The following is a 22,476-nucleotide window of genomic DNA, read 5'->3' on the forward strand; positions in this document are numbered from 1 at the left end:
CAGGAACGGATTCGCGACTAGCATCGGGGTCGAAACCCGGGCACGGAGACTTGCATGAAACAACTCGTACACCTTCTGAGCGATCTGGAATCCTTCAAGCAATATCTTGGATCAGACGAAGTCAGTGGCTGCCGCGCCACCAGCAGAGCCTGCCTGGCCCAAGTTTACTCGATGCCAGACAATCCATCACTGGCAGCGCAAATCGCTGCCGAGATAGCCGGCAGCCTTCCCGGAACCATCGTCGTGGGTGCCAGCACGGTCGGTGAAGTCGCCGCCGGACGGACGATGACCGGCTCCACACTGATCATCCTCTCATTCTTTGAAGCCACCCGACTGCATGTGCTGGCCGGAGAATGCGCCCGCGGCGGTGAATACGAACTCGGCCAGCAACTGGCTCAGGCGCTTGGTGCCGGCTCAAGCTCACTCGCCGGGATATTGCTGCTGGCCACACCGCTCTCGCTCGATGTCAACCCCTTGCTCAAGGGCATCGGACAGATCCTCGGCACGGTTCCCGTCTTCGGAGGCGGTGCCGGCGACTATGCGGCAATGAATTGCTCCTGGATATTGATGGGCGATAAAACCATGGACCAGGGGTGCATTGCCGTCGCTCTTGATGGCAGCGAATTGCATATCGAAACCCGTACCTCCCTCGGCTGGCATCCCCTCAGCAAGGAAATGCAAATTACCTCGGTCGATGGACTCAAGGTATTGACCATCGACAACATGCCGGCCTTTGATGTTTACCGGCGCTATATCCAGACAGAGCGTGAGGCGGAATTCGCGCTGACCGCATCCGAATTTCCCTTTCTCATAGAACGCAATGGCGAGACATTCGCCCGCGTCCCCATCGATACCGCGGAAGACAATGCCCTGCTCTTCATGGCGGACATTGCTGCCGGCGACCGCTTTCGCATCGGCTATGGCGATCCGGCGAGGATGCTGGAGACGGCCGATGGCATCCACCGCTTCATGCGTGAATTCAAGCCACAGGGGATTCTTGTCTTTGTCTGCGGCTGCAGACGCTACCTGCTTCAGGAAGACGCCGAACTGGAAACCTGGCCGTTCGAGTTGTCGGCGCCAACTGCGGGCTTTTACACCTACGGGGAATTCCACGGCCACGGCGAAACCCTGGGACTACTGAATGCCACCTTGCTGGCCGTTGGCATGCGTGAGGGCCCGCCCAGCGATGCGCTGCACTCCCGCGGCGAAGCACCCGGGCCGGCAGGCAAGTTACCGAGCGCCGCAGTACGAGACCCTTACGCACGGCAACACGCGCGCGTCGTTTCTTCCCTGGTCAGATTCATCGATACCGTGACCGCCGAACTGGAAGCTGCCAACCGGCAACTGGCGCGTTACAGCAGCCATCTTGAGGCCTTGGTGGACGAACGCACCGCCGCACTGTCGATTGCCAAGGAAGCCGCTGAAGCGGGCAGCCGCGCCAAAAGCATTTTCGTGGCCAATTTGAGCCATGAACTCCGGACTCCCCTGAACGGCGTACTCGGCATGACAGATCTGGCCAGACGCCGGACCGTCGATCCCAAAACGCTCAACTACCTGGACAAGACCAGCCTTTGCGCCAGGAACCTGCTGACACTGATCAATGACCTTCTTGATATCGCCAACATCGAGGGCGCACGCCTGACCCTGGAAAAATCCGCTTTTCAGCTGGGTGAGGTCATGAAAAACCTTGATCTGCTGTCAAGGGAAAAGGCCATGCTGAAGGGCTTGTCCTTCGCCATCGACATCGATGAACAGCTGAGCCAGCAAGTCTTCGAAGGCGATCCCCTGCGCCTCTCCCAGGTCCTGCTCAACCTGACCGGCAATGCCGTGAAATTCACGCCAAGCGGACATATTCATATCCGCGTTCGCTTGGCCGCCGAAACATCAACGGAGGCGCAACTGCGTTTTTCGGTCCAGGACACCGGAATTGGCATCCCCGCCGAGGACAAACAACGACTGTTCAGGCTTTTTGAACAGGGCGACGGCTCAGCCTCGAGAAAATACGGCGGGACCGGACTCGGCCTGACCTTGAGCAAACGCCTCGTGGAAATGATGGGCGGCGAAATCAGCGTCATCAGCGAACCGGGTCAGGGCAGTACCTTCTGGTTTTCGATCAAGCTGAGCAAACCCGGCCTCGGGACCCTGCCGGCTGGCATAGCCATTTCGCTGCCGTCAGCGGACGCTGCGACGGTGTTTGACGATGCAGGAGGCAGACGCCCGGTAACGGACGTCGTGCTCCCCGACAACCCTGCGGATGACGAAAGGCTGGTGCTTGCCATTCGGGAACTGAAAACCCTGATCGACCTTGGCGATCTGGATGCCTTCGACAAGCTGGAGGAAAACTCGGCGTTATTCCGGTCGGTTTCGCCGATCATGTACCGGAGAATTCTGATGGCGTTGAAACAATACGATTTCGGCGAAGCCAGCTCGGCACTCGATTCGCTTTCCCTTGCCCGGGAAAATCAGTCGAAACATTGAAGGAGGGGTCACACGGAACTGCGGCTTGCCATCCCGCAACAATGGGCTTGCGGGTAAAATCCAGCCCATGAGCCAGCCCACCGATCCCAGCATCCTCTCCCCGCTCGGCAAGCCGACCGAATACCGCGCTGACTACGCCCCGGAACTGCTTTACCCGATTCCCCGCCAGTTGAAGCGCGACGAGTTGGGCATCCGGAACGACCAGCTGCCTTTCGTCGGCGAAGACCTGTGGAACGCCTACGAGCTTTCCTGGTTGAATCCTCGAGGCAAGCCGGTGGTTGCCGTCGCCAGTTTCCGGGTACCGGCGGACAGCCCGATGCTGATCGAATCGAAGTCCTTCAAGCTCTACCTGAATTCCTTCAATCAGACGGTTTTTGCCGATCTGGCGGCGGTCGAGGCCTGCCTGATCCGCGACCTGAGCAGTGCAGCCGGCGCCCCGGTCGCGGTGGATATCGCCGATCTGCGCGGCCGTCCGCAGGCCCGCATCGGCAGCCCGGCCGGTATCCTGCTCGACGATCTGGACATCGACTGCGATTGCTACCAGCCCAGTCCGCAGCTACTGCGCACGCTGCCGGGTTCGCCGGTCGAGGAAACCCTGTACTCGCACCTGCTCAAGTCGAATTGCCTGGTCACCGGCCAACCGGACTGGGCCATGGTCGTCGTCCGCTACCGCGGTCAGCCGATCGACCGGGCCGGACTGTTGCGCTACCTGGTTTCCTTCCGCAATCACAACGAATTCCACGAGCAATGCGTCGAGCGCATTTTCTGCGACATCCAGCGCGCCTGCGCCCCCGTCGCGCTGGCCGTCCATGCCCGCTACACCCGCCGCGGCGGCCTCGACATCAACCCCTTCCGCAACACCGGGGACTTTGCTCCGCCGGACAACACCCGCGAAATTCGCCAATAAACCTGCCGCACCACCATGGTGCCTTATGCATGTAAGGCGTTAAACTGATGACTCGTTTCAGGGGGAGGAACGGGTGAGCGAAAAATTGCACAAGATCCTGGCCGTGGTTGGACTGCTACTGCTGTCGGCCTGCGGCAACGATGAACCTATCCGCATCGGCCTGCTCGCCGGCCTGTCTGACCGCGGCTCGGACTTCGGCGAGAGTGTGCGCAACGGCGTCATCCTGGCCATCGAACAACAGAACCGTGCCGGCGGCATTCATGGCCGCCAGATCGAACTCATCGTCCGCGACGATGGCCAGGAGCGCGAGCAGGCCATCCGTGCCGCCGAGGAGTTGATCGCGCTCAAGCCCGAGATCATCATCGGGCCAGTGACCAGTTCAATGGCCAGCATCGTCGTGCCGATGATGAACCGCGCCGGTCAGATAATCATCAGCCCGACCGTGGCCTCGACCGACTTCCATGGCAAGGACGACAATTTCTTCCGGGTGAACCGGACCACCCGCGAGGCGGCGATCCATCATGCCGGCATACTGTTCGAACGCGGCTCGCGCCGGGTCGGCATCGCTTTCGATGCCTCCAACCTGCAATATTCCGAAACCTGGGTGAAGGCTTTCCGTGACAAGTTCGAACATCTGGGCGGCCGCGTGACCGATACCAGCCGCTTCGAATCAGCGGCAACGCCGAGCTTTGCCGAGGTCATCGCCAAACTGCTGCCATCAACGCCGGACACCCTGCTTTTCGTCGCCAGCTCGCTCGACACCGCCCGTCTCAGCCAGCAGGCCCGCCGCCAGGCGCCGGCGCTGGTGATCACGTCGACCGAATGGGCGGCATCCGGCGAATTGCTGACCGAAATGGGTGGTGAGTCAGTCAATGGCCTGTTGATCGCCCACGCCTACGACCGCAACGACTCGCGCCAGCCGTACCAATCCTTCCGCGAAGCCTACAAGCAGCGCTTCCAGCGCGAATTCGGTTCCTTTTCCCTGCTCGCCTACGACACCGCCAACATCGTCATCACCGCGTTGCAACGCCGTCGGGATGGCGAAAGCCTGAAGCAGGCCCTGCTCAACTATGGCCCTTACGAAGGCGCACAGCAGCAGATCGTCTTCGATGCCAACGGCGACACCACCCGCCAGGTGTATTTCACCGAAATCCGCAACGGCAAATTCGAGCAGGTCAGATGAGCCGATCGCAGCGGCGCGAGTGGCGCCTGCATAACTTCCTCGGCATCCTGCTGGCACTGACCTCGGTGCTCAGCTTCACCATCGTCGCCTCGGTCTTCCTGTTCAACCGGATTCCGCAACTGGAGCAGGAAATCCGCAGCAGCGCCGAAGGCGACGCACGCGAACTGGCCCTGCGCATCGAACTGCAACTGGGCGCATTGCAGGATCAGCTCGTCCTGCTCGGCGAAGCGCTCGACGGCAATGGCCGGACCCGACAATTGATGGACAAGGCCGTCGGCGAGGGCAAGGCTTTCCGCGCCCTCTACCTGCTGTCACCGGACGGTCGGGTGAGCACGGCCAGCCTGGCACCGAACTATCGCCACCTGCAAGCCGAAGTGGTCGGCAGCGACCTGTCGTCGGCACCGATGTTCATCGAGGTACGGGACAAGCAGAGCGCAGTCTGGAGCGACAAATACCTGTCGTCGCTGACCGGCATCGTCACCGTCGGCCTGGGCATACCGCTGGCCGACCGGGGAATGCTGCTGGCCGAACTGCCGCTCTCCTACCTGCTCGATCTCGGCCGCGGCAACGAAACCCACCAGCGCGCCATCTGGGTCATCGACCAGCGTGGCGAAGTCCTGGCCGACACCGCCTCGACCACGCGCACCGGCAGCGCCCTCAACCTCTATTCGTCGCCGCTGCTGGCCGCCGTGCTGGCCGGCACGCCGCTGCCCAGCCAGTTCGCGGTCGATGGCGAGAATTACTACGTCGGCGGCGCCCGCTCGCAACAACTCGGCTGGTCGTTCATCGCCCGCGTACCGGCCGGCCTCGCCCATCCGGAAATCCGCATGACGGTATTCATCGTCGTCGGCGGCTTCCTGGCCTCGCTGGTAATCGGTACGCTGCTCGCCCTCTACGGTGCATCGCGCCTGTTGCGCCCGCTGCGGGCGATCATCCAGCGCGCCGACAGGCTGGCCCGGGGCGAAAAGGTCGACGAATGGCCGCGCGGACGGATTGCCGAATTCAACCGACTGTCCGGCGACATCGGCCGCATGGCGAACGCCATTCTCGAGCGCGAACAGACGCTGCGCGAACTGAATGCCAGCCTGGAAGAACGCGTCGCCGAGCGGACCACCGCGCTGCAGCAGGCCAAGGAAGCGGCCGAAGCGGCCAGCCGTGCCAAGAGCACCTTCCTGGCCAACATGAGCCATGAAATCCGCACCCCGCTCAATGCCATCAGCGGCATGGCCCACCTGATCCGCCGCGGTGGCCTGCCGCCCGAACAGGGCGTCCGCCTCGACAAGCTGGAAGCCGCCGGCCAGCATCTGCTCGAAGTCATCAATATGGTTCTCGATCTATCGAAGATCGAGGCCGGCAAAATGGAACTCGAGGCCACCGCTTTCCACCCGGGCAGCCTGTTCGAAAACGTGCGCTCGATGATCCAGGAAAAGGCCAGCGCCAAACAGCTGCGCCTGCGGGTCGATGCCAGCGATCTGCCGGAACAGCTACTTGGCGACTCGACCCGCCTGCAACAGGCCATGCTGAACTACGCCAGCAATGCGATCAAATTCACCGAGCAGGGCGAAATCCGTCTGAGCGGCCGGGTCGAGGCGGAAACGCCGGACGACCTGCTGCTGCGCTTCGAAGTCAGCGACACCGGCATCGGCATTTCCCCGGAAGTCTGCGAACGCCTGTTCAAGCCGTTCGAGCAGGCCGACACTTCGACCACGCGCAAATACGGCGGCACCGGACTCGGTCTGGCGATTACCGCCAAGATCGTCGAAGCCATGAACGGCGAAGTCGGCGTAATCAGCACCCCGGGACAAGGCAGCACCTTCTGGTTTACGGCCAGGCTGAAAAGGGTGCCCGTGGCCAAGGCCGATAACGAGCCAGCGACGCTCGATCACGAAACCCGACTGCGCAGGCTATACGCCGGCCGCCGCATCCTGCTGGTCGAGGACGAACCGATCAACCGGGAAATCGCCCTGATGCTGCTGACCGATGCCGGCCTCGCCACCGACGCCGCCGAAGACGGCATGCAGGCCATCGAGATGGCCGGCAGCCAGACCTACGACCTGATCCTGATGGACATGCAGATGCCCCGCCTGGACGGCGTCGAGGCAACACGCCGGATCCGCCGGCTGGAGAACTGCCGCAACATCCCGATCGCGGCGATGACCGCCAATGCCTTTGCCGAAGACCGCGCCCGCTGTTTCGCCGCCGGCATGAACGAATTCATCGCCAAGCCAATCAATCCGGAAGCCTTCTACGCCTTGCTGTTCGATTGCCTGTCGGGCAATTACCGGGCATCAGCGCCCGATGAAGCCCATGACGTCGCTGAGCAACATCAGTTGCGGCTGGGCGTCCAGCCAGTCGCGAGCATCGATTAGCGTCGGACGGACCTCGCACTGGTAAGACTTCAGGTCGCCCCCCAGGACTTTGCGGATTTCGTCAGCCAATCGCGAATCCATCGTCACGAAGACAATCCGGCAGTTAGGTGACGACAATTTGGCGCCGTAATGCAGCGCGGCCAGCTCGGTTAGCGCCGACGGCCCGATATCGTGCCGGCTGACTGCCGAGAAGTCGTGAATCACATAGCGAGCGTCGTCAAATCGCGGATCACTCTGAATCCGCCTGACCACGTCAAGAAGGCCGGCCGACGGCAACCCGCCCTCGTAAATTGCCAATACGCCTTCCGGTTCCCAGACCAGCCTGCACGTCATGAGCCTGTCCTCTCGAGACTACTGCCCAGCATATTGCCGAAGCATTTTTGTATGCCGTTCATCTTAATCCCAAATGTCGTCCGGATGAACCTAGTACATCCCCCAGCTTCCGCACTCATTCGTCATAAAACGCACCACATTGAAGCCAATGCGACAAAAACCTCCCTGAACTGGGGCGAGCAGTCGACGCCAAAACAAAGACAACAAAAAATTAAAAGTTCAATTAATACAGATATATAAATCACAAAATAAGGAAAAGAATACTTTGGCACGCAGCATGCTTATAGGTCACCACTGGTCTGACCGGTCTGAACGGATAACCCATGCCTAGCCTAGCCAACATCGCTGCCCAAACCCTGCAACGCCGCATCCTCGACGGCCACTACCCACCCGGTAGTGCCCTGCCCGGACAACGCGAACTCTCCGAGAACCTCGGCATCAGCCGCGCCTCGCTGCGCGAAGCCATTTCCATGCTGGAAGCGCTCGGCCTGCTGCGCTCGCAAGCCGGTAAAGGCGTCTTCGTCACCGCCGGCAAACCGGCCAGCGCCGCCGACCTGCCGGCCGGGCCGAGCGCCATGCCGCCGGCCGCCATTTTCCAGATGCGCTACGTCGTCGAACCGGCCAACGCCGCACTGGCCGCCCGCCAGGCCGGCCCCGAAGGGATCGAGGCGCTGCGCGAATGCATGCTGGAAATGCAGCGGGCGCTGGCCGCCAGCGACCTGCTCACCGCCGCCGACTGCGACTTGCGCTTTCACCTGGCGCTGGCCGAACTATCCGGTAACCCGGCGCTGACCGCGCTGACCGAACACTTCCAGGCCCACCTCGCCTACAGCCTCCGCCTACCCTTCGCCGACCGCAGCCATATCTGGCAGCCGGCCGACGAGCACAACGCCATCCTCGCTGCAGTCGCTGCCGGCAACGCCAGCGCCGCGCGCAAAGCCATGCAGCAGCACCTGAACTCGGCCGCCGGCCGCGTCGGCATCACTTTCGTCAAACCCTGAACCTTCCCTGGAGCCTCGCCATGCAAAAACGTACCTTCCTCAAAGCCGTCTTCGCCACCGCCCTTTTCTCGGCCGGATTCAGCGGTCTCGCCCACGCCGACGTGCTGGCCAACGTCCAGAAGGCCGGCGTGTTGCGCGTCGCTGTACCGCAGGACTTCCCGCCCTTCGGCACCGTCGGTCCCGACCTCAAGCCGCGCGGCTACGACATCGACGTTGCCAACCTGATCGGCCGCGAACTCGGCGTCAAGGTCGAGCTGATCCCGGTCAGCAGCACCAACCGCATTCCTTACCTGACCACGGGCAAGGCCGACTTGGTCATTTCCAGTCTGGGCAAGAATCCGGACCGCGAGAAGGTAATCGACTTCTCGATCGCCTACGCGCCGTTCTTCAACGGCGTGTTCGGCCCGGCCGACAGCACGGTCAAGGGCGCCGCCGACACCGCCGGCAAGACGCTGGGTGTCACCCGCGGTTCGGTCGAGGACCTGGAATTCACCAAGATCGCCCCGCCGACCGTAAACATCAAGCGCTACGAGGACAACAACGCCACCATCTCGGCCTACCTGTCCGGCCAGGTGCAACTGATCGCCACCGGCAACGTCGTCGCCGCCGCGGTCAACGAGCGCACCAAGATCCGTCGCCTGGACACCAAGTTCCTGATCAAGAACTCCCCCTGCTACGTCGGCGTGAACAAGGGAGAGGCCGCGCTGCTGGCCAAGGTCAACGAGGTCATCGCCAAGCTCAAGAAGAGCGGCGACCTGAACCAGGTTTCGCAACGCTGGCTGCAAGCCCCGCTGCCGGCCGACCTCTGATTCACTGACCCTGCTGGGTGCCGCCTGCGGGCGGCACCGGAGAAATCCATGTCCTACGTCTTCGATTTTCCGGCGGTTTTCGAGCATACCGATGCGCTGCTCGCCGGCACCGGCCGCACACTGGCGCTGACCGCCATCGGCGCCGTCGCCGGCATTGCGCTCGGCATCGTCGGCGCCGTCTGCCGCGCCTGGCGGCTGGCGCCCTTCGACCGGCTGTTCGCGGTCTATGTCGAACTGATCCGCAACACCCCCTTCCTGGTCCAGTTGTTCTTCATCTTCTTCGGCCTGCCGGCCATCGGGGTGCAGATGAACGAATGGCAGGCGGCCATCCTGGCGGTGATCATCAATCTCGGCGCCTATTCGACCGAGATCATCCGCGCCGGCATCGAAGCGACCCCCAAGGGCCAGATCGAGGCGGCGCAGTCACTGGCGCTCAACCGCCTGCAGACCTTCCGCCATGTCGTCCTGCCGCCGGCACTGCTCAAGGTCTGGCCGGCGCTGTGCAGCCAGGTGGTGATCGTCATGCTCGGCACCTCGGTGTGCTCGCAGATTGCCGCCGAGGAACTGACCTTCGCCGCCAACTTCATCCAGTCGCGCAATTTCCGCGCTTTCGAAACCTATTTCATCGTCACCGCGATCTACTTCCTGCTGGCCATCGGTATCCGCCAGCTGATGATGCAGATCGGCCGGCGGCTGATCGCGCGGAGGCCGTGATGAACGACATTTCAACCTGGGACATTGTCCGCAACCTGTTCGACGGCGCCGTGTGGACGCTCGCCCTGTCGCTGACCGCCTTCGTCTTTGGCGGCCTGGCCGGGCTGGCCATCCTCTTCGCCCGCATTGCCAAACATGCCCTGCCGCGCCGTCTGGCCCTCGGCTACATCGAGATTTTCCAGGGCACGCCCTTGCTGATGCAGTTGTTCATCATCTTCTTCGGCGGCAGCCTGATCGGCCTGGAAATCTCGCCGTGGATCGCCGCCGCCATCGGCCTGACGCTGTTCACCAGTGCCTACCTGGCGGAAATCTGGCGCGGCTGCGTCGAGGCCATCCCCAAGGGCCAGTGGGAAGCCTCGGCCAGTCTGGCGCTGTCGCGCTTCGAGCAGATGCGCTACGTGATCCTGCCGCAGGCCCTGCGCATCGCCATCGCACCGACCGTCGGCTTCTCGGTACAAGTGGTCAAGGGCACGGCGGTGGCGTCGATCATCGGTTTCGTCGAACTGACCAAGACCGGCTCGATGCTCGCCAACGCCACTTTCCAGCCCTTCCTCGTCTTCGGCTTCGTCGCCCTCGGCTACTTCGCCCTGTGCTACCCACTCTCGGCCTATGCCCGCACTCTCGAAAGGAATCTCCATGGCGCTCGTTCGCATTGACGCACTGCACAAGCATTTCGGCAGCAACCACGTGCTCAAGGGCATCGACCTCGACATCGAAGAAGGCCAGGTGATCGCCCTCATCGGCCGCAGCGGCTCGGGCAAGAGCACCCTGCTGCGCACCATCAACGGCCTGGAAAGCTTCGACGAAGGCTGTATCGAAGTCGACGGCGAGCGCATCCACCCGCACGAAACCGACCTGCGCGCGCTGCGCCAGAAGGTCGGCATGGTCTTCCAGCAGTTCAACCTGTTCCCGCACCTCTCCGCCGGCCAGAACGTCATGCTGGCGACGCGCATCGTGCGCAAGATGCCGGAGGCCGAAGCCCGCGAACTGGCCAAGGCGATGCTGCTCAAGGTCGGCCTGCAGGACAAGTTCGATGCCTTCCCCGACCAGTTGTCCGGCGGCCAGCAGCAGCGCGTCGCCATCGCCCGCGCGCTAGCCATGCAACCGCGCGTGCTGCTGTGCGACGAAATCACCTCGGCGCTCGATCCGGAACTGGTCAATGAAGTGCTGGCCGTGGTCAAGGATCTGGCGGCCGAAGGCATGACGCTGATCATGGTGACGCACGAAATGCGTTTCGCCCGCGAAGTCGGCGACAAACTGGTCTTCATGTACCAGGGCCGCGTGCATGAAGCCGGCGACCCGCGCGAAGTCTTCGCCAATCCACAAACCCCGGAACTGGCCGCCTTCATCGGCTCGATCAACTGAACGGCCATGCATCCCCCAGGTGCGATATCTGCCGCCAGCGCGCCAATGCGGTGCGCCTGACTACGAAAAAACGGGCTTTTCCGGCTTTTCATCCAAGGCCCGGATATTGCTGGAACAAATGAAAAACAATTTCAATTTTGGAGAAAAGCATGGCCGCCAGTTGCTCCTGGGAATCAATCGACGTGCATCTACTGCAGGTATTGCATGCACTCCTTACCGAATGCAGCGTCTCCAACGCCGCCCGCCGCCTGAACCAGTCGCAGCCCGCGGTGAGTACTGCGCTGCGGCGACTGCGCGACATCACCGGCGACCAGCTGCTGGTGCGCAGCCGCAACGGCATGACGCCGACCGAACGCGGCCAGTCGCTGCTCGAACCGGTCAAGGTCGCGCTCGCCCAGATCGAGGCGATTGGCCTGCAGCAGGTGCGTTTCGACCCGATGAAGACGAAGCGTGTGTTCAACATCGCCACGCCGGACTACCTGAACGCCATCCTGATCGGCAACATCGTTGCCCACCTGCGCCAGCATGCACCGCACTCCCAGGTCGTACTGCACTCCTTCGGTCCGGAACACGACTACACCAAGGCACTGGAATCGGGCGAGCTCGACATCGTCGTCGGCAACTGGCCGCAGCCGCCCGAGCATCTGCGGCTGGCGCCGCTGTTCGAGGACGACGTGGTCTGCCTGATGCGCAAGCGCCATCCGCTGGCCGGCCACCGGCTGACCGCCGACGACTACCAGAACGCCGAACACCTGGCGCCGACCCCCTACGCGGTCGGTCAGCGCGGCGTCATCGACATGCAACTGGCGCGCGACCGGATCAAGCGCAACGTGGTCGCCAGCGTGCCCTACTTCAATCTCGTGCCCTACGTCCTGCAGCAGGCCGACCTGATCTTCTCGGCACCACGAATTTTTGCCGAACACTGCTGCGCACTGGGCGATCTCTGTTACGCCGAATCGCCGGTCGACTTCCCGAAAATGCAGTTCTACCTGCTCTGGCACGACCGCACGCACCACGCCGAAGAATGCCGCTGGTTCCGCGAGCAGATCGGCGAAGTGATCCGCCAGCGCATCAACCCATCTGCCGAAGCCATGCCCCGGCAGCGCCAGCGGGCCTGAAATCAGGTAGCGGAGAGCAATGGATCAAGGCGGAGGTCGGCAATGCGCAGGACCTGCGCCCGGGCCTCGGCAAGTTCCTCGTCGGCGTCTCGCTGCAGGCGGCGACGCATGGCGGCGATGATGTCCTGGCGGGTCAAACCGCGTACGGCGACGATGAAGGGCCAGCCGAATTTATCGCGATAGGCGTCGTTGAGCTGGCGGATTTCCGCGAGTTCCGCCGGCGTGCAGGCATCCAGCCCGGCACCGGCCTGTTCGCGCGCCGAATCGGCCGTCAGCTCGCCACGCAGCGCCGCCTTGCTGGCCAGTTCCGGGTGGGCCAGGATCAGGGCCAGCACCTCCGCACGCGCCGCACCGGTCAGCACCTCGGACATCGCCGCGCGCAGCATCGCCCGATCGGCAAAAGGGCGCTTCTCCCAGACCCGCGCCATGACCCAGGGCGAATGCTCGAACACCGCACCAACAGCGGCAACGAAGCCGTCTCTATCGAGTTGAGAAAGGGTGGCGAAAGTCAGGGGCGAGGTCATCGTGCGATCCATAAAGTCAGTCCTGAGCCTAGCTTACGGACGCTCAGCGCAGCCAGCAAGCCGTGCCGCGCGTATAAGCTTCCTGCGCCAGGACAGATAGTGCGCGCGCCGACATCCGAAAACTCCGATAGCCTTTATACGCCCCCGACGGGCCCTGGCTTCCTATAATCGACGCATCGTCAACGCAGCCGGAAATCCGCCATGGGACGCCTCTCCACCCACGTACTAGACACCGCCAACGGCCGCCCGGCCGCCGGCATGACTTACACCCTGAACCGCCTCGACGGCGCGACGCCGGTCGTCCTCGCCAGCGGCACGACCAACGCCGACGGGCGCACCGACACGCCGTTGCTGGCCGGCGCCGACCTGTTGCCGGGCATCTACGAACTGGTCTTCGACGCTGCCGCCTACTTCCGCGCCGTCGGAGCCGAACTGCCCGAACCGCCCTTCCTCGACCGCATCACCCTGCGTTTCGGGGTCGCCGATGCCGATGGCCATTACCACGTGCCGCTGCTCGTCTCGCCGTGGTCCTACTCCACCTACCGGGGCAGCTGATGGACTTCAATTACCTGATCGACGTCAGCTCGCTGCTCTTGCGCTGGCTGCACCTGATCGTCGGCATCGCCTGGATCGGCTCCTCGTTCTACTTCGTCTGGCTCGACAACTCGCTGCAGCCGCCGACCGACCCGGCATTGAAGGCAAAAGGCGTCGGTGGCGAGCTGTGGGCGGTGCATGGCGGCGGTTTCTACAACCCGCAGAAATACCTGGTCGCACCGGCCCACCTGCCGAAAGAACTACACTGGTTCAAGTGGGAGTCGTACTCGACCTTCATCACCGGCTTCTTCCTGCTCGGTGTGCTCTATTACGCGCAAGCGGCCACCTACATGATCGACCCGATGCGCGCCGCGCTGACCCCCGCCAGCGCCGTCGGCATCGGTCTGGCCACGCTGGTCGTCGGCTGGCTGGTCTATGACACCCTGTGCCGGGTGCTGATGCGGCGCAGCCTGCTGCTGTTTGCGGCGCTCTACTTCCTCTTCGTCGTCGCCGTCGCCTGGGGGCTGACTCAGTTGCTGTCCGGCCGGGCCGCCTTCCTGCACGTCGGCGCGATGATCGCCACGACGATGAGCGCCAACGTCTTCTTCTGGATCATTCCCGGCCAGAAGAAAACCATCGCCATGATGCAGCGCGGCGAAACCCCGGACCCGATTCACGGCCTGCGCGCCAAACAGCGCAGCGTGCATAACAACTACCTGACGTTGCCGGTGCTGTTCTGCATGATTTCCAACCACTACGCCTTCACCTACAACCACCCGCAGGCCTGGCTGGTGCTGGCGCTGATCCTGCTCGCCGCAGTCCTCATCCGCCACTTCTTCAACCTGCGCCACAAGGGCGTCTTCGCCTGGCCCTACCCGGCCGCCGGCGGCGCCCTGCTGCTTGGCGTCTTCATCTGGCTGGCACCGGCACCGCTCGCCGTTTCCGCCAACGGCGCGCCGGCCGTCGCCGACATCCAGCCACTGCTCACTGCCCGCTGCGCCGGCTGTCATTCGGCGACGCCGACCCTGATGCCGGCAGCGCCAGCCGGTGTCGTGCTCGACACGGAAGCGCAAATCCGCGCCAACGGCCCGCGCATCCTGGCGCAGACGGTGCAACTGAAAGCCATGCCACTCGGCAACATCACCGAAATGACCGACGACGAGCGGCAGCAGATCGCCGCCTGGGCCGGCGGCGGTTACCGCTGATCAGGCGCTGGCGCGATGTTTCTTGATCGGAGCGACAAACTGGTAGTCAATGTCCCAGGGGAAGTAGATCCACTTGTCCTGGCTGAATTCCTTGACGCACAGGTCGACCACCTCGCGCCCCTGCGGCTTGGCGTAGATCGTCGCGAAAAAGGCCTTGGGCAGCAGCTTGCGGATGACGCGGGCGGTGTTGCCGGTATCGACCAGATCGTCGATCAGCAGATAACCTTCACCGTCGCCTTCGATGCCCTTGAGGATTTTGACTTCCTTGCGCATGGTCTGGGCAGCGGCATCGTCGGTAGCTTCGTAGCTGGACGCGCAGATCGTATCGACCAGGCGGATTTCCAGCTCGCGCGCCACCAGCGCCGCCGGGATCAGGCCGCCACGGGCGATGGCGATGATCCCCTTGAACGGGCCCTTGTCGATCAGTTGATGGCAGAGCAGACGGGTGTCGCGATGAAGTTCGGGCCACGAGATCACGATGTCGTCGCGGTAGGGGCTGGCGGGCGAATGTTCCATGCTTGATTTCTCGATAAACGACAAGGGCAGCAGTATAGTTGGAGCCGACCATGAGCCATATACGGAAAAGCGAATACCCACGTGATCTGGCCGGTTATGGCCGCAACCCGCCGCACGCCCGATGGCCGGGCAACGCCTGCATCGCCGTCCAGTTCGTCCTCAACTACGAGGAAGGCGGCGAGAACTGCGTGCTGCACGGCGACGCCGGCTCCGAACAATTCCTCTCCGAAATGTTCAACCCGGCCAGCTACCCGGACCGCCACCTGTCGATGGAGTCGATCTACGAATACGGCTCGCGCACCGGCGTCTGGCGCATCCTCAAGGAATTCGAGAAACGCGGCCTGCCGCTCACCGTGTTCGGCGTCGGCATGGCGCTGCAGCGCAGCCCGGAAGTCACCGCCGCCTTCGTCGAACTGGGCCACGAGATCGCCTGCCACGGCTGGCGCTGGATTCACTACCAGACGATGGACGAAGCAACCGAGCGCGAGCACATGCGCCTAGCGCTGGAAGTCATCGAGCAGATGACCGGCAGCCGCCCGCTCGGCTGGTACACCGGCCGCGATTCGCCGAACACCCGCCGCCTGGTTGCCGACGACGGGCGCCTCCTCTACGACAGCGATTACTACGGCGACGACCTACCGTTCTGGACCGAAGTCACCAAAACCGACGGCAGCACGGTGCCGCACCTGATCGTGCCGTACACGCTCGACACCAACGACATGCGCTTCTGCCTGCCGCAGGGCTTCAGCCACGGCGACCCGTTCTTCCAGTACCTGAAGGACAGCTTCGACGTGCTCTACGCCGAAGGCGAGGAAGCGCCGAAGATGCTCTCGATCGGCATGCACTGCCGCCTGCTCGGCCGGCCCGGCCGCTTCCTCGCGCTGCAGCGCTTCCTCGATTACATCGAACGGCACGACCGCGTCTGGGTCTGCCGTCGCCTCGACATCGCCCGCCACTGGCAGGCGACCCACCCCTACTGCCAGGACCAAAAATAATGATCCACGCCGCCCCCATCGTTTCCGCCCCCACCGACCTGCCCGACTGGGCCAAGCGTTCGGTCAACCTCGCCGACACCCGCATCGGCGCCCGCGCGCTGTTCGCCACCGACGAGTTCTTCGCCCCGCTCGAACGCATGCTCAACCCCGAGCCGGCGGTTTTCGTGCCCGGCAAGTACGACGCCAACGGCAAGTGGATGGACGGCTGGGAAACCCGGCGCAAGCGCACCACCGGCTACGACTGGAGCCTGGTCAAGCTCGGCCGGCGCGGCATCCTGCGCGGCTTCGACGTCGATACCAGCCACTTCACCGGCAACTTCGCGCCGGCCGTCTCGATCGACGCCACCGACTGCGAATCCGACGACCCCGAAGTGCTGGCCAAGGCCCGCTGGACGCGCATCCTGCCGTCGACCACGCTGACCGGCAACAGCCACCACCTGCTCGCCGTCGACAGCGCCGACACCTGGAGCCACCTGCGCATCAACATGTACCCGGACGGCGGCATCGCCCGTCTGCGCGCCTACGGCCAGCCGGTCGGCGTCTTCGATGCGAGCGAACCGGACCGCATCTACGACCTCGTCGCGCTGGAAAACGGCGGCCGCGCGGTGGCCTGGAACGACGCCCACTTCGGCTCGGCGGCCAACCTGATCGCCCCGGGGCGCGGCATCAACATGGGCGACGGCTGGGAAACCCGCCGCCGCCGCGAACCGGGCAACGACTGGTGCATCCTGCAACTGGGCGCGCCCGGCATCATCGAGCGGGTCGAAGTCGACACCGCCCACTTCAAGGGCAATTTCCCCGACCGCTGCTCGATCCAGGCGGCGCGCATGGACGGCGGCACCGACCAGTCGGTGATCACTCAGAGCATGTTCTGGCCGGTGCTGCTCGCCGAGCAGAAACTGAGCATGGACGCCATCCACACGTTCAACGGCCTGGCCGAGCTCGGCCCGGTGACGCATGTGCGGCTGAACATCATCCCGGACGGCGGCGTTTCAAGGCTGCGCCTGTGGGGCAAGGTGGCGCGGTGAAAAAACTGCTTCCCGAACCGCTCACCGCGGCCGCCTTCGCGCCCTTCGGCGAGGTCATCGCGGTCGCCGCCGCGCAGCGGCACTTTCCGATCAACGGCGGCAACACCGAGCGCTACCACGACCTCGCCGAACTGGTGCCCGGCCCGGACGGCAAGCTGATCGTCAGCCTCTTCCGCGGCCAGCCGCGCGCCCTGCCGTTCGCCATCGAAATGCTGGAACGCCATCCGCTCGGCTCGCAGGCATTCATGCCGCTCGGCGACCAGCCCTATCTGGTGGTCGTCGCCCCGCCCGGCCCACCGCCCGGCCCCGACGACCTGCGCGCCTTCCTCGCCCAGCCCGGCGAGGGCGTGAACTACGCGCCCGGCACCTGGCACCACCCGCTGCTGGCGCTCAACGAAATTTGCGACTTTCTCGTCATCGACCGCAGCGGCCCCGGCAACAACTGCGACGAGACCGCGATCACGCCGCCAGTGCAGTTGGCGCTGGCCTGAGGGCAAACAATCCGGCGATCAGGCGCCTTGCCCGACAACGCGGTCGAGTTCGGCGATCCACACCGCCTTCTGGGCGGCATCGACAAAACTCGCCTCAAAGCTGTTGCGGGCAATGCGCTGCCAGGTCGCCGCGTCAAAGTCGAAAGCCGCCTGAACGGCGCGGATGTTGTCGTTCAGGTAACCGCCGAAGTAAGCCGGATCATCGCTGTTGACGGTGACCCGCACGCCGGCCGCGAGCAGTTGCGGTAGCGTGTGCTCGGCCATCGAGCCGAACACGCACAGGCGCAGGTTGGACAGCGGGCAGACGGTGAGCGGGATCGCCTCGCGCGCCAGCCGTGCGACCAGTTCCGGGTCCTCGACCGCGCGCACGCCGTGGTCGATACGCGCCGAGCCGAGCAGGTCGAGCGCCTCAACCACATAGGCCGGCGGCCCCTCCTCGCCGGCATGAGCGACCACCGGCTTGCCGAGTTCGCGGCAGCGCGCGAAAACCCGCGCGAATTTGCTCGGCGGATGGCCCTTTTCCGAAGAATCGAGGCCGAAGCCGTGAATCCGGTCGAGCCAGGGCTCGGCTTCGGCCAGTGTGGCGAACGCCTCTTCCTCACTCAGGTGACGCAGGAAACAGAGAATCAGCAGGCCACTGATCCCCCAACGCTGACGCCCGATGCGCAGCCCCTCCTCGAGGCCGTCGAGCACCGTCAAATAGGAAATGCCACGCGCCGTATGGGTCTGCGGATCGAAGAAAATCTCGGCATGAACCACGTTATCGGCCGCTGCCCGCTCCAGGTAGGCCAGCATCAGGTCGCGGAAATCATCGGCCGTACGCAGCACGTCGGCGCAAGCGTAGTAGAGATCAAGAAAGGACTGCAGGCTGTCGAAATCATAAGCCGCCCGCAACGCTGCCTCATCGGCATAAGGCAGCGCAATGCCATTGCGCCGGGCCAGCGCGAAAGCCAGATCGGGCTCAAGCGTGCCCTCGATATGCACATGCAGCTCGGCCTTGGGCATGCGGCAGACGAGTTCAAGAACGGGGTCGTGGGTGGTCATCGCAGAAATTCTCCGTGAAAGCGCGGCGTCGGCCCGATTCTACGAGAAGCGGCCGTGCGGCGGGCGTATAACCGGCATTGGAGATCGGGGATTGCGGGAGGAGTGTGAAAGGGGGCTACTTGTCGGCCTTAGCCGAGCTTGGGCCTTAAACGAGACACAGACGGCAATGTGTCGGTCAACTGCCGTCCAGCTCCCAAACGCCTCTAACGGCTGCTTGCCCATTAAGCGAATTCGTGCTCCCGACCCGAAGCGGAACTTGGTCGATTGTGAAAGCGGATGTTCAACATTTGGTTAGAGGCGGGCTTTAGCCCGTCCCATTGAGCGAAGCGAGCGTTTTGAACCAGTTGTTAGGCGCAGACTTGAACTGGGCGTTACAAGTGGTTGCGCCGCGATAGCCAACAGTGCTTTTGCTTTAAATGGCTTCTTCATGCTGTTGTGCAGTTTCATGCGCTTGTTTTGCTCGGCAACTTTTGAGCGCCACAGCGCCAACACGATGCTATGGCTGCCGTGCCGGATGTCGCTGAACCAAGATTTTTTGCGCCGCCCGCGATTTCAAATACGCCAAATTCTTCTGATGAAAAAACACGGTTTTGAACTATTGATTCCGCGATTTTCCATGCCCCCGCATTCCTTTGATTTATTAGGCAAGAAAATTAAAAACCACGTAACTCATTGCAAATAAAAAAATGGGCGCAGCGAGAATATTGAATAATGAATTAACGATTATTTTGCCATTTCTCTCTGATAAACTTACCGAATCTCCTATTTTATAGATAAAAACCAATAATCCATTGTCAGCTTCAAATTTGCAGTCAACTCCGCTTGAATTCTTGTAAGAAATTTCCATGAGTGTTGATTTGGCTATACCAGTAATTGTTCTGTTTCTAGTTATTAAATTAGTGACCACACCAAAAACTCTGTTTCCTGTGAACAACAGGTGCAATCTATAAAACAATAAAGCTATGGCGAGTACAAATAAGGAGTAGCTTAAGATTTTGAAGTACCAATACATGCCTTTCCCTTGTGAAAGTATGAAGCAGTTATGTTTGCCTAACGAAGTGCCCGCATCGTGCCGCGAACCATACGGAATAACAAGACTCCAGGCTGCAGTTCAGTTCAGGTGCAGGCTGGGCTTTGTCTGGCCATTGCGGTAAGTTCGCCTTCAAGGCGGGAAATGCGCAGCTCCAGGAGACGGATTTCCTCGATCAGGAGCCGCATCGATTCCCGAATCAGCAACGGAATATTCAATTCGGGTTCGGCCAGCGCCCAGCTCATTGCTTCAACCCGACACTGGCCACAGCCCGACGGTCCGCAGTGGCCGATGTCCTGACAACGGTTAATTTCCACCTGTCACAACAAGCATGCCCATTGAGTGCAAACGCGCCAAATCGGGAAGCACATCGATCGCAACTATAGATACGGCCGCAATTCGATCACAGGAATGGCGAGACAGGATTTTTGATAGCGATAGACGGCGAAATTGAGGCCGATTAATTCGCCGCGAGCATTCAGTACCGGTCCGCCCGACGATCCTCCCGAGCAGAAAGCCCCGAGCTTCAAGGTTTTTCCGCCATCAGCATACCCAAGGACAGACCCCTGCCCGATTACCGGAATGCCTGATGGATATCCATACAGCCAGATGTTTTCTCCTTCGACGATCTTCGCACTAGGCGCAACAGGCTGCCCCCGGAAGCCCCCGACAAGAACACAGGCGTCAAGCTTTCCAAGCTGGTAGTACTTTGCCACCTTGAACCAATCGCCTGTCTTTCTCTGCATCACCTTCGGCCATCCGCCCTTGCCCTGGACGATATGACAATTCGTCAAAATCCTGTCGGGTGACAACAGTACGCCGGTGCCGAAATAGTTTGAATTGCCGACCGGAACAACAACTTTATAAATTGCGGATTCAACCGCGTAAGGATTCTCAGCTAGGACAGAAACCGGCAACAGCGAGAGGAATAGCATGACGATGGATTTCATGCCGTGATTAAACACTAAAACAAAGCCCCCGACCAAGGCCGGGGGCTTTGTGCATTGGCCGGGCGAAACCGGCCGGTGCCGTGTTGCTGCTTACTTCGGGATCGAACCTTCGACGCCTTCGACGTAGAAGTTCATCTGCTTCAGTTCGGGGTCGGTGTAGCTCTTGCCGGCGGCGAGGACGACCTTGCCCGACTGGTCCTTGAGCGGGCCAGTGAAGGGGTGGAGTTTGCCGGACTTGATATCGTCGCGGCGCTGTTCGGCGATCTTCTTCAGCTCGGGGGAAACGGCCGGGCCGAAGTTGTCGATGTTGACTGCGCCTTCCTTGACGCCCCACCAGATGTCGCCGCTCTTCCAGGTACCGGCCTGGACTTCGTCGAGCGTCTTCTTGTAGATCACGCCCCAGTTCAGGATCGACGCGGCCAGGTGGGCCTTGCCGCCGAACTTGCTCATGTCGGAATCCCAGCCGAAGGCGAGCACGCCTTTTTCCTGGGCGACCTGGACGACGGCCGGGGAATCGGTGTTCTGCATGAGCACATCAGCGCCCTGGGCGATCAGCGCCAGCGCGGCTTCGCGTTCCTTGCCCGGATCGAACCAGCTATTGACCCAGATGACGCGGGTCGTGGCGGCCGGGTTGACGCTGCGGGCGCCAATCGTGAATGCGTTGATGTTGCGGATGACTTCCGGAATGGGGATCGAACCGACGACGCCAAGCTTGTTGCCCTTGCTCATCTTGCCGGCGATGACGCCGAGCATGTAGGCGCCTTCGTAGGTGCGGACGTCGTAGACGCCGAGGTTCTTGTCGGTCTTGTAGCCGGTGGCGTGCATGAAAACCGTGTTGGGGAAGGCCTTGGCGACCTTGACCATCTGGTTCATGTAACCGAAAGAGGTGCCAAAGACGACCTTGTGGCCCTTCTGGGCCATATCGCGGAAGACGCGTTCGGCGTCGGCGGTTTCCGGGACGTTTTCAACGTAGCTGGTTTTCACCTTGCCGCCGGACTGGGCTTCAACGGACTTGCGCCCGACATCATGGGAATAGGTCCAGCCGTGGTCGCCGGTCGGGCCGATGTAGACAAAGCCAGCCTTGAGGGGGGCACCGGTCTGCGCGCCGGCAACGCAGGAGAGCGCGAGCAGGCCTGCAGCGGCAAGGGTCTTGAAGCTTTTCGGAATCATGCGGAAATCTCCTTTACGGGGTTTGTTGAATCGCCTTCACTGTAACAACGCACGCCGCAGCAACCTATCTTGCCAACGTTATGAACAGTATTGCTCGCCGCTGTCATCACGCGCCGGCCCGACGCCGGATAATGCCAGGCAACATTGATCGGAGGTTTCCCCATGCACCCCCAGCCGAACGGCAAGGATACCCGTTTCCTGCAGCACTGCATCATGCTCTCCCGCCAGGTCCGCGATGCCGGCAAGCACCCATTCGCGGCCATCGTCGTCGATGAGCACGACAACATCGTGGTCGAAGCCGGCAACGATTCGCTGCCGCCCGAAGGCGATCCGACCCGCCACGCCGAACTGGTCGCCGCTGCTCGTGCCGCCCGCCTGCTGACGCCGGCCCAGCTCGCCCGGTGTACGCTGTATTCGAGCGCCGAGCCCTGCGCCATGTGCGCCGGGGCAATCTACTGGTGCGGCATCGGCCGCGTCGTCTATGCGCTGTCCGAACACCGACTGCTGACGCTGACCGGCGACCACCCGGAAAACCCGACCTTCGCCCTGCCCTGCCGCGAGGTCTTCGCGCGCGGCCAGCGCCGCATCGAGGTCGTCGGCCCCTGCCTGGAAGACGAGGCGGCTGGCCCACATGCGGGATTCTGGCGAACCATAAGCCCCGGCGCATAGTCCTTATCCATGGCGGGCGCTGCCCGGCGCCTTTGCCCTGTGC

The 22,476-nt window shown here is 62.5% G+C and carries 24 protein-coding genes; 16 read left to right on the forward strand and 8 right to left on the reverse strand.

The window, feature by feature from the left end:
• Positions 1-54 precede the first annotated feature (54 nt).
• The 4 genes from G471_RS18485 to G471_RS18490 all read left to right on the forward strand — a co-directional run bounded on the left by G471_RS18485 (position 55) and on the right by G471_RS18490 (position 6,937).
• Entirely contained in the window at positions 55-2,478 is a 2,424-nt protein-coding gene (locus tag G471_RS18485) for an FIST N-terminal domain-containing protein (RefSeq protein ID WP_051295518.1), read from the forward strand.
• 67 nt (positions 2,479-2,545) lie between these two features.
• Positions 2,546-3,385 (forward strand): NADPH-dependent 7-cyano-7-deazaguanine reductase QueF, encoded by an 840-nt coding sequence (gene queF / locus G471_RS0114615; RefSeq protein WP_028995986.1) that lies wholly within the window; start codon positions 2,546-2,548, stop codon positions 3,383-3,385.
• A gap of 73 nt (positions 3,386-3,458) precedes the next feature.
• The gene (locus G471_RS0114620; protein WP_028995987.1) at positions 3,459-4,568 is read left to right on the forward strand and encodes an ABC transporter substrate-binding protein; all 1,110 of its coding nucleotides are present in this window, start codon (positions 3,459-3,461) and stop codon (positions 4,566-4,568) included.
• Positions 4,565-6,937: a hybrid sensor histidine kinase/response regulator gene (locus tag G471_RS18490; RefSeq protein ID WP_051295519.1), complete on the forward strand. Its 2,373-nt coding sequence runs from the start codon at positions 4,565-4,567 to the stop codon at positions 6,935-6,937. Before G471_RS0114620 ends, G471_RS18490 begins: the two co-directional genes overlap by 4 nt.
• Here G471_RS18490 and G471_RS19265 read toward each other — a convergent pair.
• Entirely contained in the window at positions 6,857-7,270 is a 414-nt protein-coding gene (locus G471_RS19265) for a hypothetical protein (protein ID WP_157272552.1), read from the reverse strand. The genes G471_RS18490 and G471_RS19265 overlap by 81 nt on opposite strands.
• Positions 7,271-7,593: 323 nt before the next feature.
• On the opposite strand from G471_RS19265, the gene G471_RS0114630 reads away from it, so the two are divergent.
• From G471_RS0114630 to G471_RS17915, 6 genes are all read left to right on the forward strand, one after another.
• Positions 7,594-8,271, forward strand: coding sequence for a FadR/GntR family transcriptional regulator (locus G471_RS0114630; RefSeq protein WP_028995988.1), 678 nt, complete (start codon positions 7,594-7,596; stop codon positions 8,269-8,271).
• 20 nt (positions 8,272-8,291) lie between these two features.
• Positions 8,292-9,080: a transporter substrate-binding domain-containing protein gene (locus tag G471_RS0114635; protein WP_043421672.1), complete on the forward strand. Its 789-nt coding sequence runs from the start codon at positions 8,292-8,294 to the stop codon at positions 9,078-9,080.
• A gap of 48 nt (positions 9,081-9,128) precedes the next feature.
• Positions 9,129-9,794 carry an amino acid ABC transporter permease gene (locus G471_RS0114640; RefSeq protein WP_028995990.1) on the forward strand — a complete coding sequence of 222 codons (666 nt, stop codon included), beginning with the start codon at positions 9,129-9,131 and terminating at the stop codon, positions 9,792-9,794.
• Positions 9,794-10,450: an amino acid ABC transporter permease gene (locus tag G471_RS0114645; protein ID WP_028995991.1), complete on the forward strand. Its 657-nt coding sequence runs from the start codon at positions 9,794-9,796 to the stop codon at positions 10,448-10,450. The genes G471_RS0114640 and G471_RS0114645 overlap by 1 nt, the downstream gene beginning before the upstream one ends.
• Positions 10,431-11,159: an amino acid ABC transporter ATP-binding protein gene (locus G471_RS0114650; RefSeq protein ID WP_028995992.1), complete on the forward strand. Its 729-nt coding sequence runs from the start codon at positions 10,431-10,433 to the stop codon at positions 11,157-11,159. The genes G471_RS0114645 and G471_RS0114650 overlap by 20 nt, the downstream gene beginning before the upstream one ends.
• A 149-nt stretch (positions 11,160-11,308) precedes the next feature.
• Positions 11,309-12,277: a LysR substrate-binding domain-containing protein gene (locus G471_RS17915; protein ID WP_051295520.1), complete on the forward strand. Its 969-nt coding sequence runs from the start codon at positions 11,309-11,311 to the stop codon at positions 12,275-12,277.
• A 2-nt stretch (positions 12,278-12,279) separates the two neighbouring features.
• Here the strand turns inward: G471_RS17915 and uraD are convergent, their stop codons facing one another.
• Positions 12,280-12,801, reverse strand: coding sequence for a 2-oxo-4-hydroxy-4-carboxy-5-ureidoimidazoline decarboxylase (gene uraD, locus G471_RS0114660; RefSeq protein WP_088177981.1), 522 nt, complete (start codon positions 12,799-12,801; stop codon positions 12,280-12,282).
• 201 nt (positions 12,802-13,002) lie between these two features.
• On the opposite strand from uraD, the gene uraH reads away from it, so the two are divergent.
• A complete protein-coding gene (gene uraH, locus G471_RS0114665) occupies positions 13,003-13,356 on the forward strand; it encodes a hydroxyisourate hydrolase (RefSeq protein WP_028995994.1) in 354 nt (117 codons plus the stop codon).
• Positions 13,356-14,540, forward strand: coding sequence for a urate hydroxylase PuuD (locus tag G471_RS0114670; protein WP_028995995.1), 1,185 nt, complete (start codon positions 13,356-13,358; stop codon positions 14,538-14,540). The genes uraH and G471_RS0114670 overlap by 1 nt, the downstream gene beginning before the upstream one ends.
• Here G471_RS0114670 and gpt read toward each other — a convergent pair whose 3' ends face one another.
• Positions 14,541-15,056, reverse strand: coding sequence for a xanthine phosphoribosyltransferase (gene gpt / locus G471_RS0114675; protein ID WP_051295521.1), 516 nt, complete (start codon positions 15,054-15,056; stop codon positions 14,541-14,543). It lies immediately after the preceding gene.
• Positions 15,057-15,106: 50 nt separating this feature from the next.
• Between gpt and puuE the strand changes: the two genes are divergently transcribed.
• Genes puuE through G471_RS0114690 form a run of 3 tightly spaced genes read left to right on the forward strand, consistent with a single transcriptional unit; the run spans position 15,107 to position 17,570 of the window.
• Positions 15,107-16,051, forward strand: a complete 945-nt coding sequence (gene puuE / locus G471_RS0114680; protein WP_028995997.1) for an allantoinase PuuE — start codon at positions 15,107-15,109, stop codon at positions 16,049-16,051.
• Positions 16,051-17,079, forward strand: a complete 1,029-nt coding sequence (gene alc / locus G471_RS0114685) for an allantoicase (RefSeq protein WP_028995998.1) — start codon at positions 16,051-16,053, stop codon at positions 17,077-17,079. Before puuE ends, alc begins: the two co-directional genes overlap by 1 nt.
• On the forward strand, positions 17,076-17,570 hold the full coding sequence (locus tag G471_RS0114690) for an ureidoglycolate lyase (RefSeq protein ID WP_028995999.1): 495 nt from the start codon (positions 17,076-17,078) through the stop codon (positions 17,568-17,570). Before alc ends, G471_RS0114690 begins: the two co-directional genes overlap by 4 nt.
• 18 nt (positions 17,571-17,588) lie before the next feature.
• On the opposite strand, the gene G471_RS0114695 is transcribed toward G471_RS0114690, so the two are convergent.
• The 5 genes from G471_RS0114695 to G471_RS0114710 form a co-directional block, all read right to left on the reverse strand.
• A complete protein-coding gene (locus G471_RS0114695; RefSeq protein ID WP_043421674.1) occupies positions 17,589-18,614 on the reverse strand; it encodes an adenosine deaminase in 1,026 nt (341 codons plus the stop codon).
• 291 nt (positions 18,615-18,905) lie between these two features.
• Positions 18,906-19,061, reverse strand: coding sequence for a hypothetical protein (locus G471_RS19270; protein WP_157272553.1), 156 nt, complete (start codon positions 19,059-19,061; stop codon positions 18,906-18,908).
• Positions 19,062-19,730: 669 nt separating this feature from the next.
• Positions 19,731-19,889 (reverse strand): hypothetical protein, encoded by a 159-nt coding sequence (locus G471_RS19275; protein WP_157272554.1) that lies wholly within the window; start codon positions 19,887-19,889, stop codon positions 19,731-19,733.
• Positions 19,890-20,024: 135 nt separating this feature from the next.
• Positions 20,025-20,594, reverse strand: coding sequence for a S1 family peptidase (locus G471_RS0114705; RefSeq protein WP_028996001.1), 570 nt, complete (start codon positions 20,592-20,594; stop codon positions 20,025-20,027).
• 90 nt (positions 20,595-20,684) lie between these two features.
• Positions 20,685-21,764 (reverse strand): BMP family ABC transporter substrate-binding protein, encoded by a 1,080-nt coding sequence (locus G471_RS0114710; protein WP_028996002.1) that lies wholly within the window; start codon positions 21,762-21,764, stop codon positions 20,685-20,687.
• 162 nt (positions 21,765-21,926) lie between these two features.
• On the opposite strand from G471_RS0114710, the gene G471_RS0114715 reads away from it, so the two are divergent.
• Positions 21,927-22,433, forward strand: a complete 507-nt coding sequence (locus G471_RS0114715) for a nucleoside deaminase (protein WP_028996003.1) — start codon at positions 21,927-21,929, stop codon at positions 22,431-22,433.
• Positions 22,434-22,476: the final 43 nt, after the last annotated feature.

The sequence above is a fragment of the Azonexus hydrophilus DSM 23864 genome, assembly GCF_000429605.1.
Taxonomy (GTDB): domain Bacteria; phylum Pseudomonadota; class Gammaproteobacteria; order Burkholderiales; family Rhodocyclaceae; genus Azonexus; species Azonexus hydrophilus.

What these genes read in the sequence shown, in the direction of transcription:
- G471_RS18485 (WP_051295518.1), top strand. Translation starts at nt 55, where the DNA reads ATGAAACAACTCGTACACCTTCTGAGCGATCTGGAATCCTTCAAGCAA.
- queF (WP_028995986.1), top strand. Translation starts at nt 2,546, where the DNA reads ATGAGCCAGCCCACCGATCCCAGCATCCTCTCCCCGCTCGGCAAGCCG.
- G471_RS18490 (WP_051295519.1), top strand. Translation starts at nt 4,565, where the DNA reads ATGAGCCGATCGCAGCGGCGCGAGTGGCGCCTGCATAACTTCCTCGGC.
- G471_RS19265 (WP_157272552.1), bottom strand. Translation starts at nt 7,270, where the DNA reads ATGACGTGCAGGCTGGTCTGGGAACCGGAAGGCGTATTGGCAATTTAC.
- G471_RS0114630 (WP_028995988.1), top strand. Translation starts at nt 7,594, where the DNA reads ATGCCTAGCCTAGCCAACATCGCTGCCCAAACCCTGCAACGCCGCATC.
- G471_RS0114635 (WP_043421672.1), top strand. Translation starts at nt 8,292, where the DNA reads ATGCAAAAACGTACCTTCCTCAAAGCCGTCTTCGCCACCGCCCTTTTC.
- G471_RS0114640 (WP_028995990.1), top strand. Translation starts at nt 9,129, where the DNA reads ATGTCCTACGTCTTCGATTTTCCGGCGGTTTTCGAGCATACCGATGCG.
- G471_RS0114645 (WP_028995991.1), top strand. Translation starts at nt 9,794, where the DNA reads ATGAACGACATTTCAACCTGGGACATTGTCCGCAACCTGTTCGACGGC.
- G471_RS0114650 (WP_028995992.1), top strand. Translation starts at nt 10,431, where the DNA reads ATGGCGCTCGTTCGCATTGACGCACTGCACAAGCATTTCGGCAGCAAC.
- G471_RS17915 (WP_051295520.1), top strand. Translation starts at nt 11,309, where the DNA reads ATGGCCGCCAGTTGCTCCTGGGAATCAATCGACGTGCATCTACTGCAG.
- uraD (WP_088177981.1), bottom strand. Translation starts at nt 12,801, where the DNA reads ATGACCTCGCCCCTGACTTTCGCCACCCTTTCTCAACTCGATAGAGAC.
- uraH (WP_028995994.1), top strand. Translation starts at nt 13,003, where the DNA reads ATGGGACGCCTCTCCACCCACGTACTAGACACCGCCAACGGCCGCCCG.
- G471_RS0114670 (WP_028995995.1), top strand. Translation starts at nt 13,356, where the DNA reads ATGGACTTCAATTACCTGATCGACGTCAGCTCGCTGCTCTTGCGCTGG.
- gpt (WP_051295521.1), bottom strand. Translation starts at nt 15,056, where the DNA reads ATGGAACATTCGCCCGCCAGCCCCTACCGCGACGACATCGTGATCTCG.
- puuE (WP_028995997.1), top strand. Translation starts at nt 15,107, where the DNA reads ATGAGCCATATACGGAAAAGCGAATACCCACGTGATCTGGCCGGTTAT.
- alc (WP_028995998.1), top strand. Translation starts at nt 16,051, where the DNA reads ATGATCCACGCCGCCCCCATCGTTTCCGCCCCCACCGACCTGCCCGAC.
- G471_RS0114695 (WP_043421674.1), bottom strand. Translation starts at nt 18,614, where the DNA reads ATGACCACCCACGACCCCGTTCTTGAACTCGTCTGCCGCATGCCCAAG.
- G471_RS19270 (WP_157272553.1), bottom strand. Translation starts at nt 19,061, where the DNA reads ATGAAACTGCACAACAGCATGAAGAAGCCATTTAAAGCAAAAGCACTG.
- G471_RS19275 (WP_157272554.1), bottom strand. Translation starts at nt 19,889, where the DNA reads ATGAGCTGGGCGCTGGCCGAACCCGAATTGAATATTCCGTTGCTGATT.
- G471_RS0114705 (WP_028996001.1), bottom strand. Translation starts at nt 20,594, where the DNA reads ATGAAATCCATCGTCATGCTATTCCTCTCGCTGTTGCCGGTTTCTGTC.
- G471_RS0114710 (WP_028996002.1), bottom strand. Translation starts at nt 21,764, where the DNA reads ATGATTCCGAAAAGCTTCAAGACCCTTGCCGCTGCAGGCCTGCTCGCG.
- G471_RS0114715 (WP_028996003.1), top strand. Translation starts at nt 21,927, where the DNA reads ATGCACCCCCAGCCGAACGGCAAGGATACCCGTTTCCTGCAGCACTGC.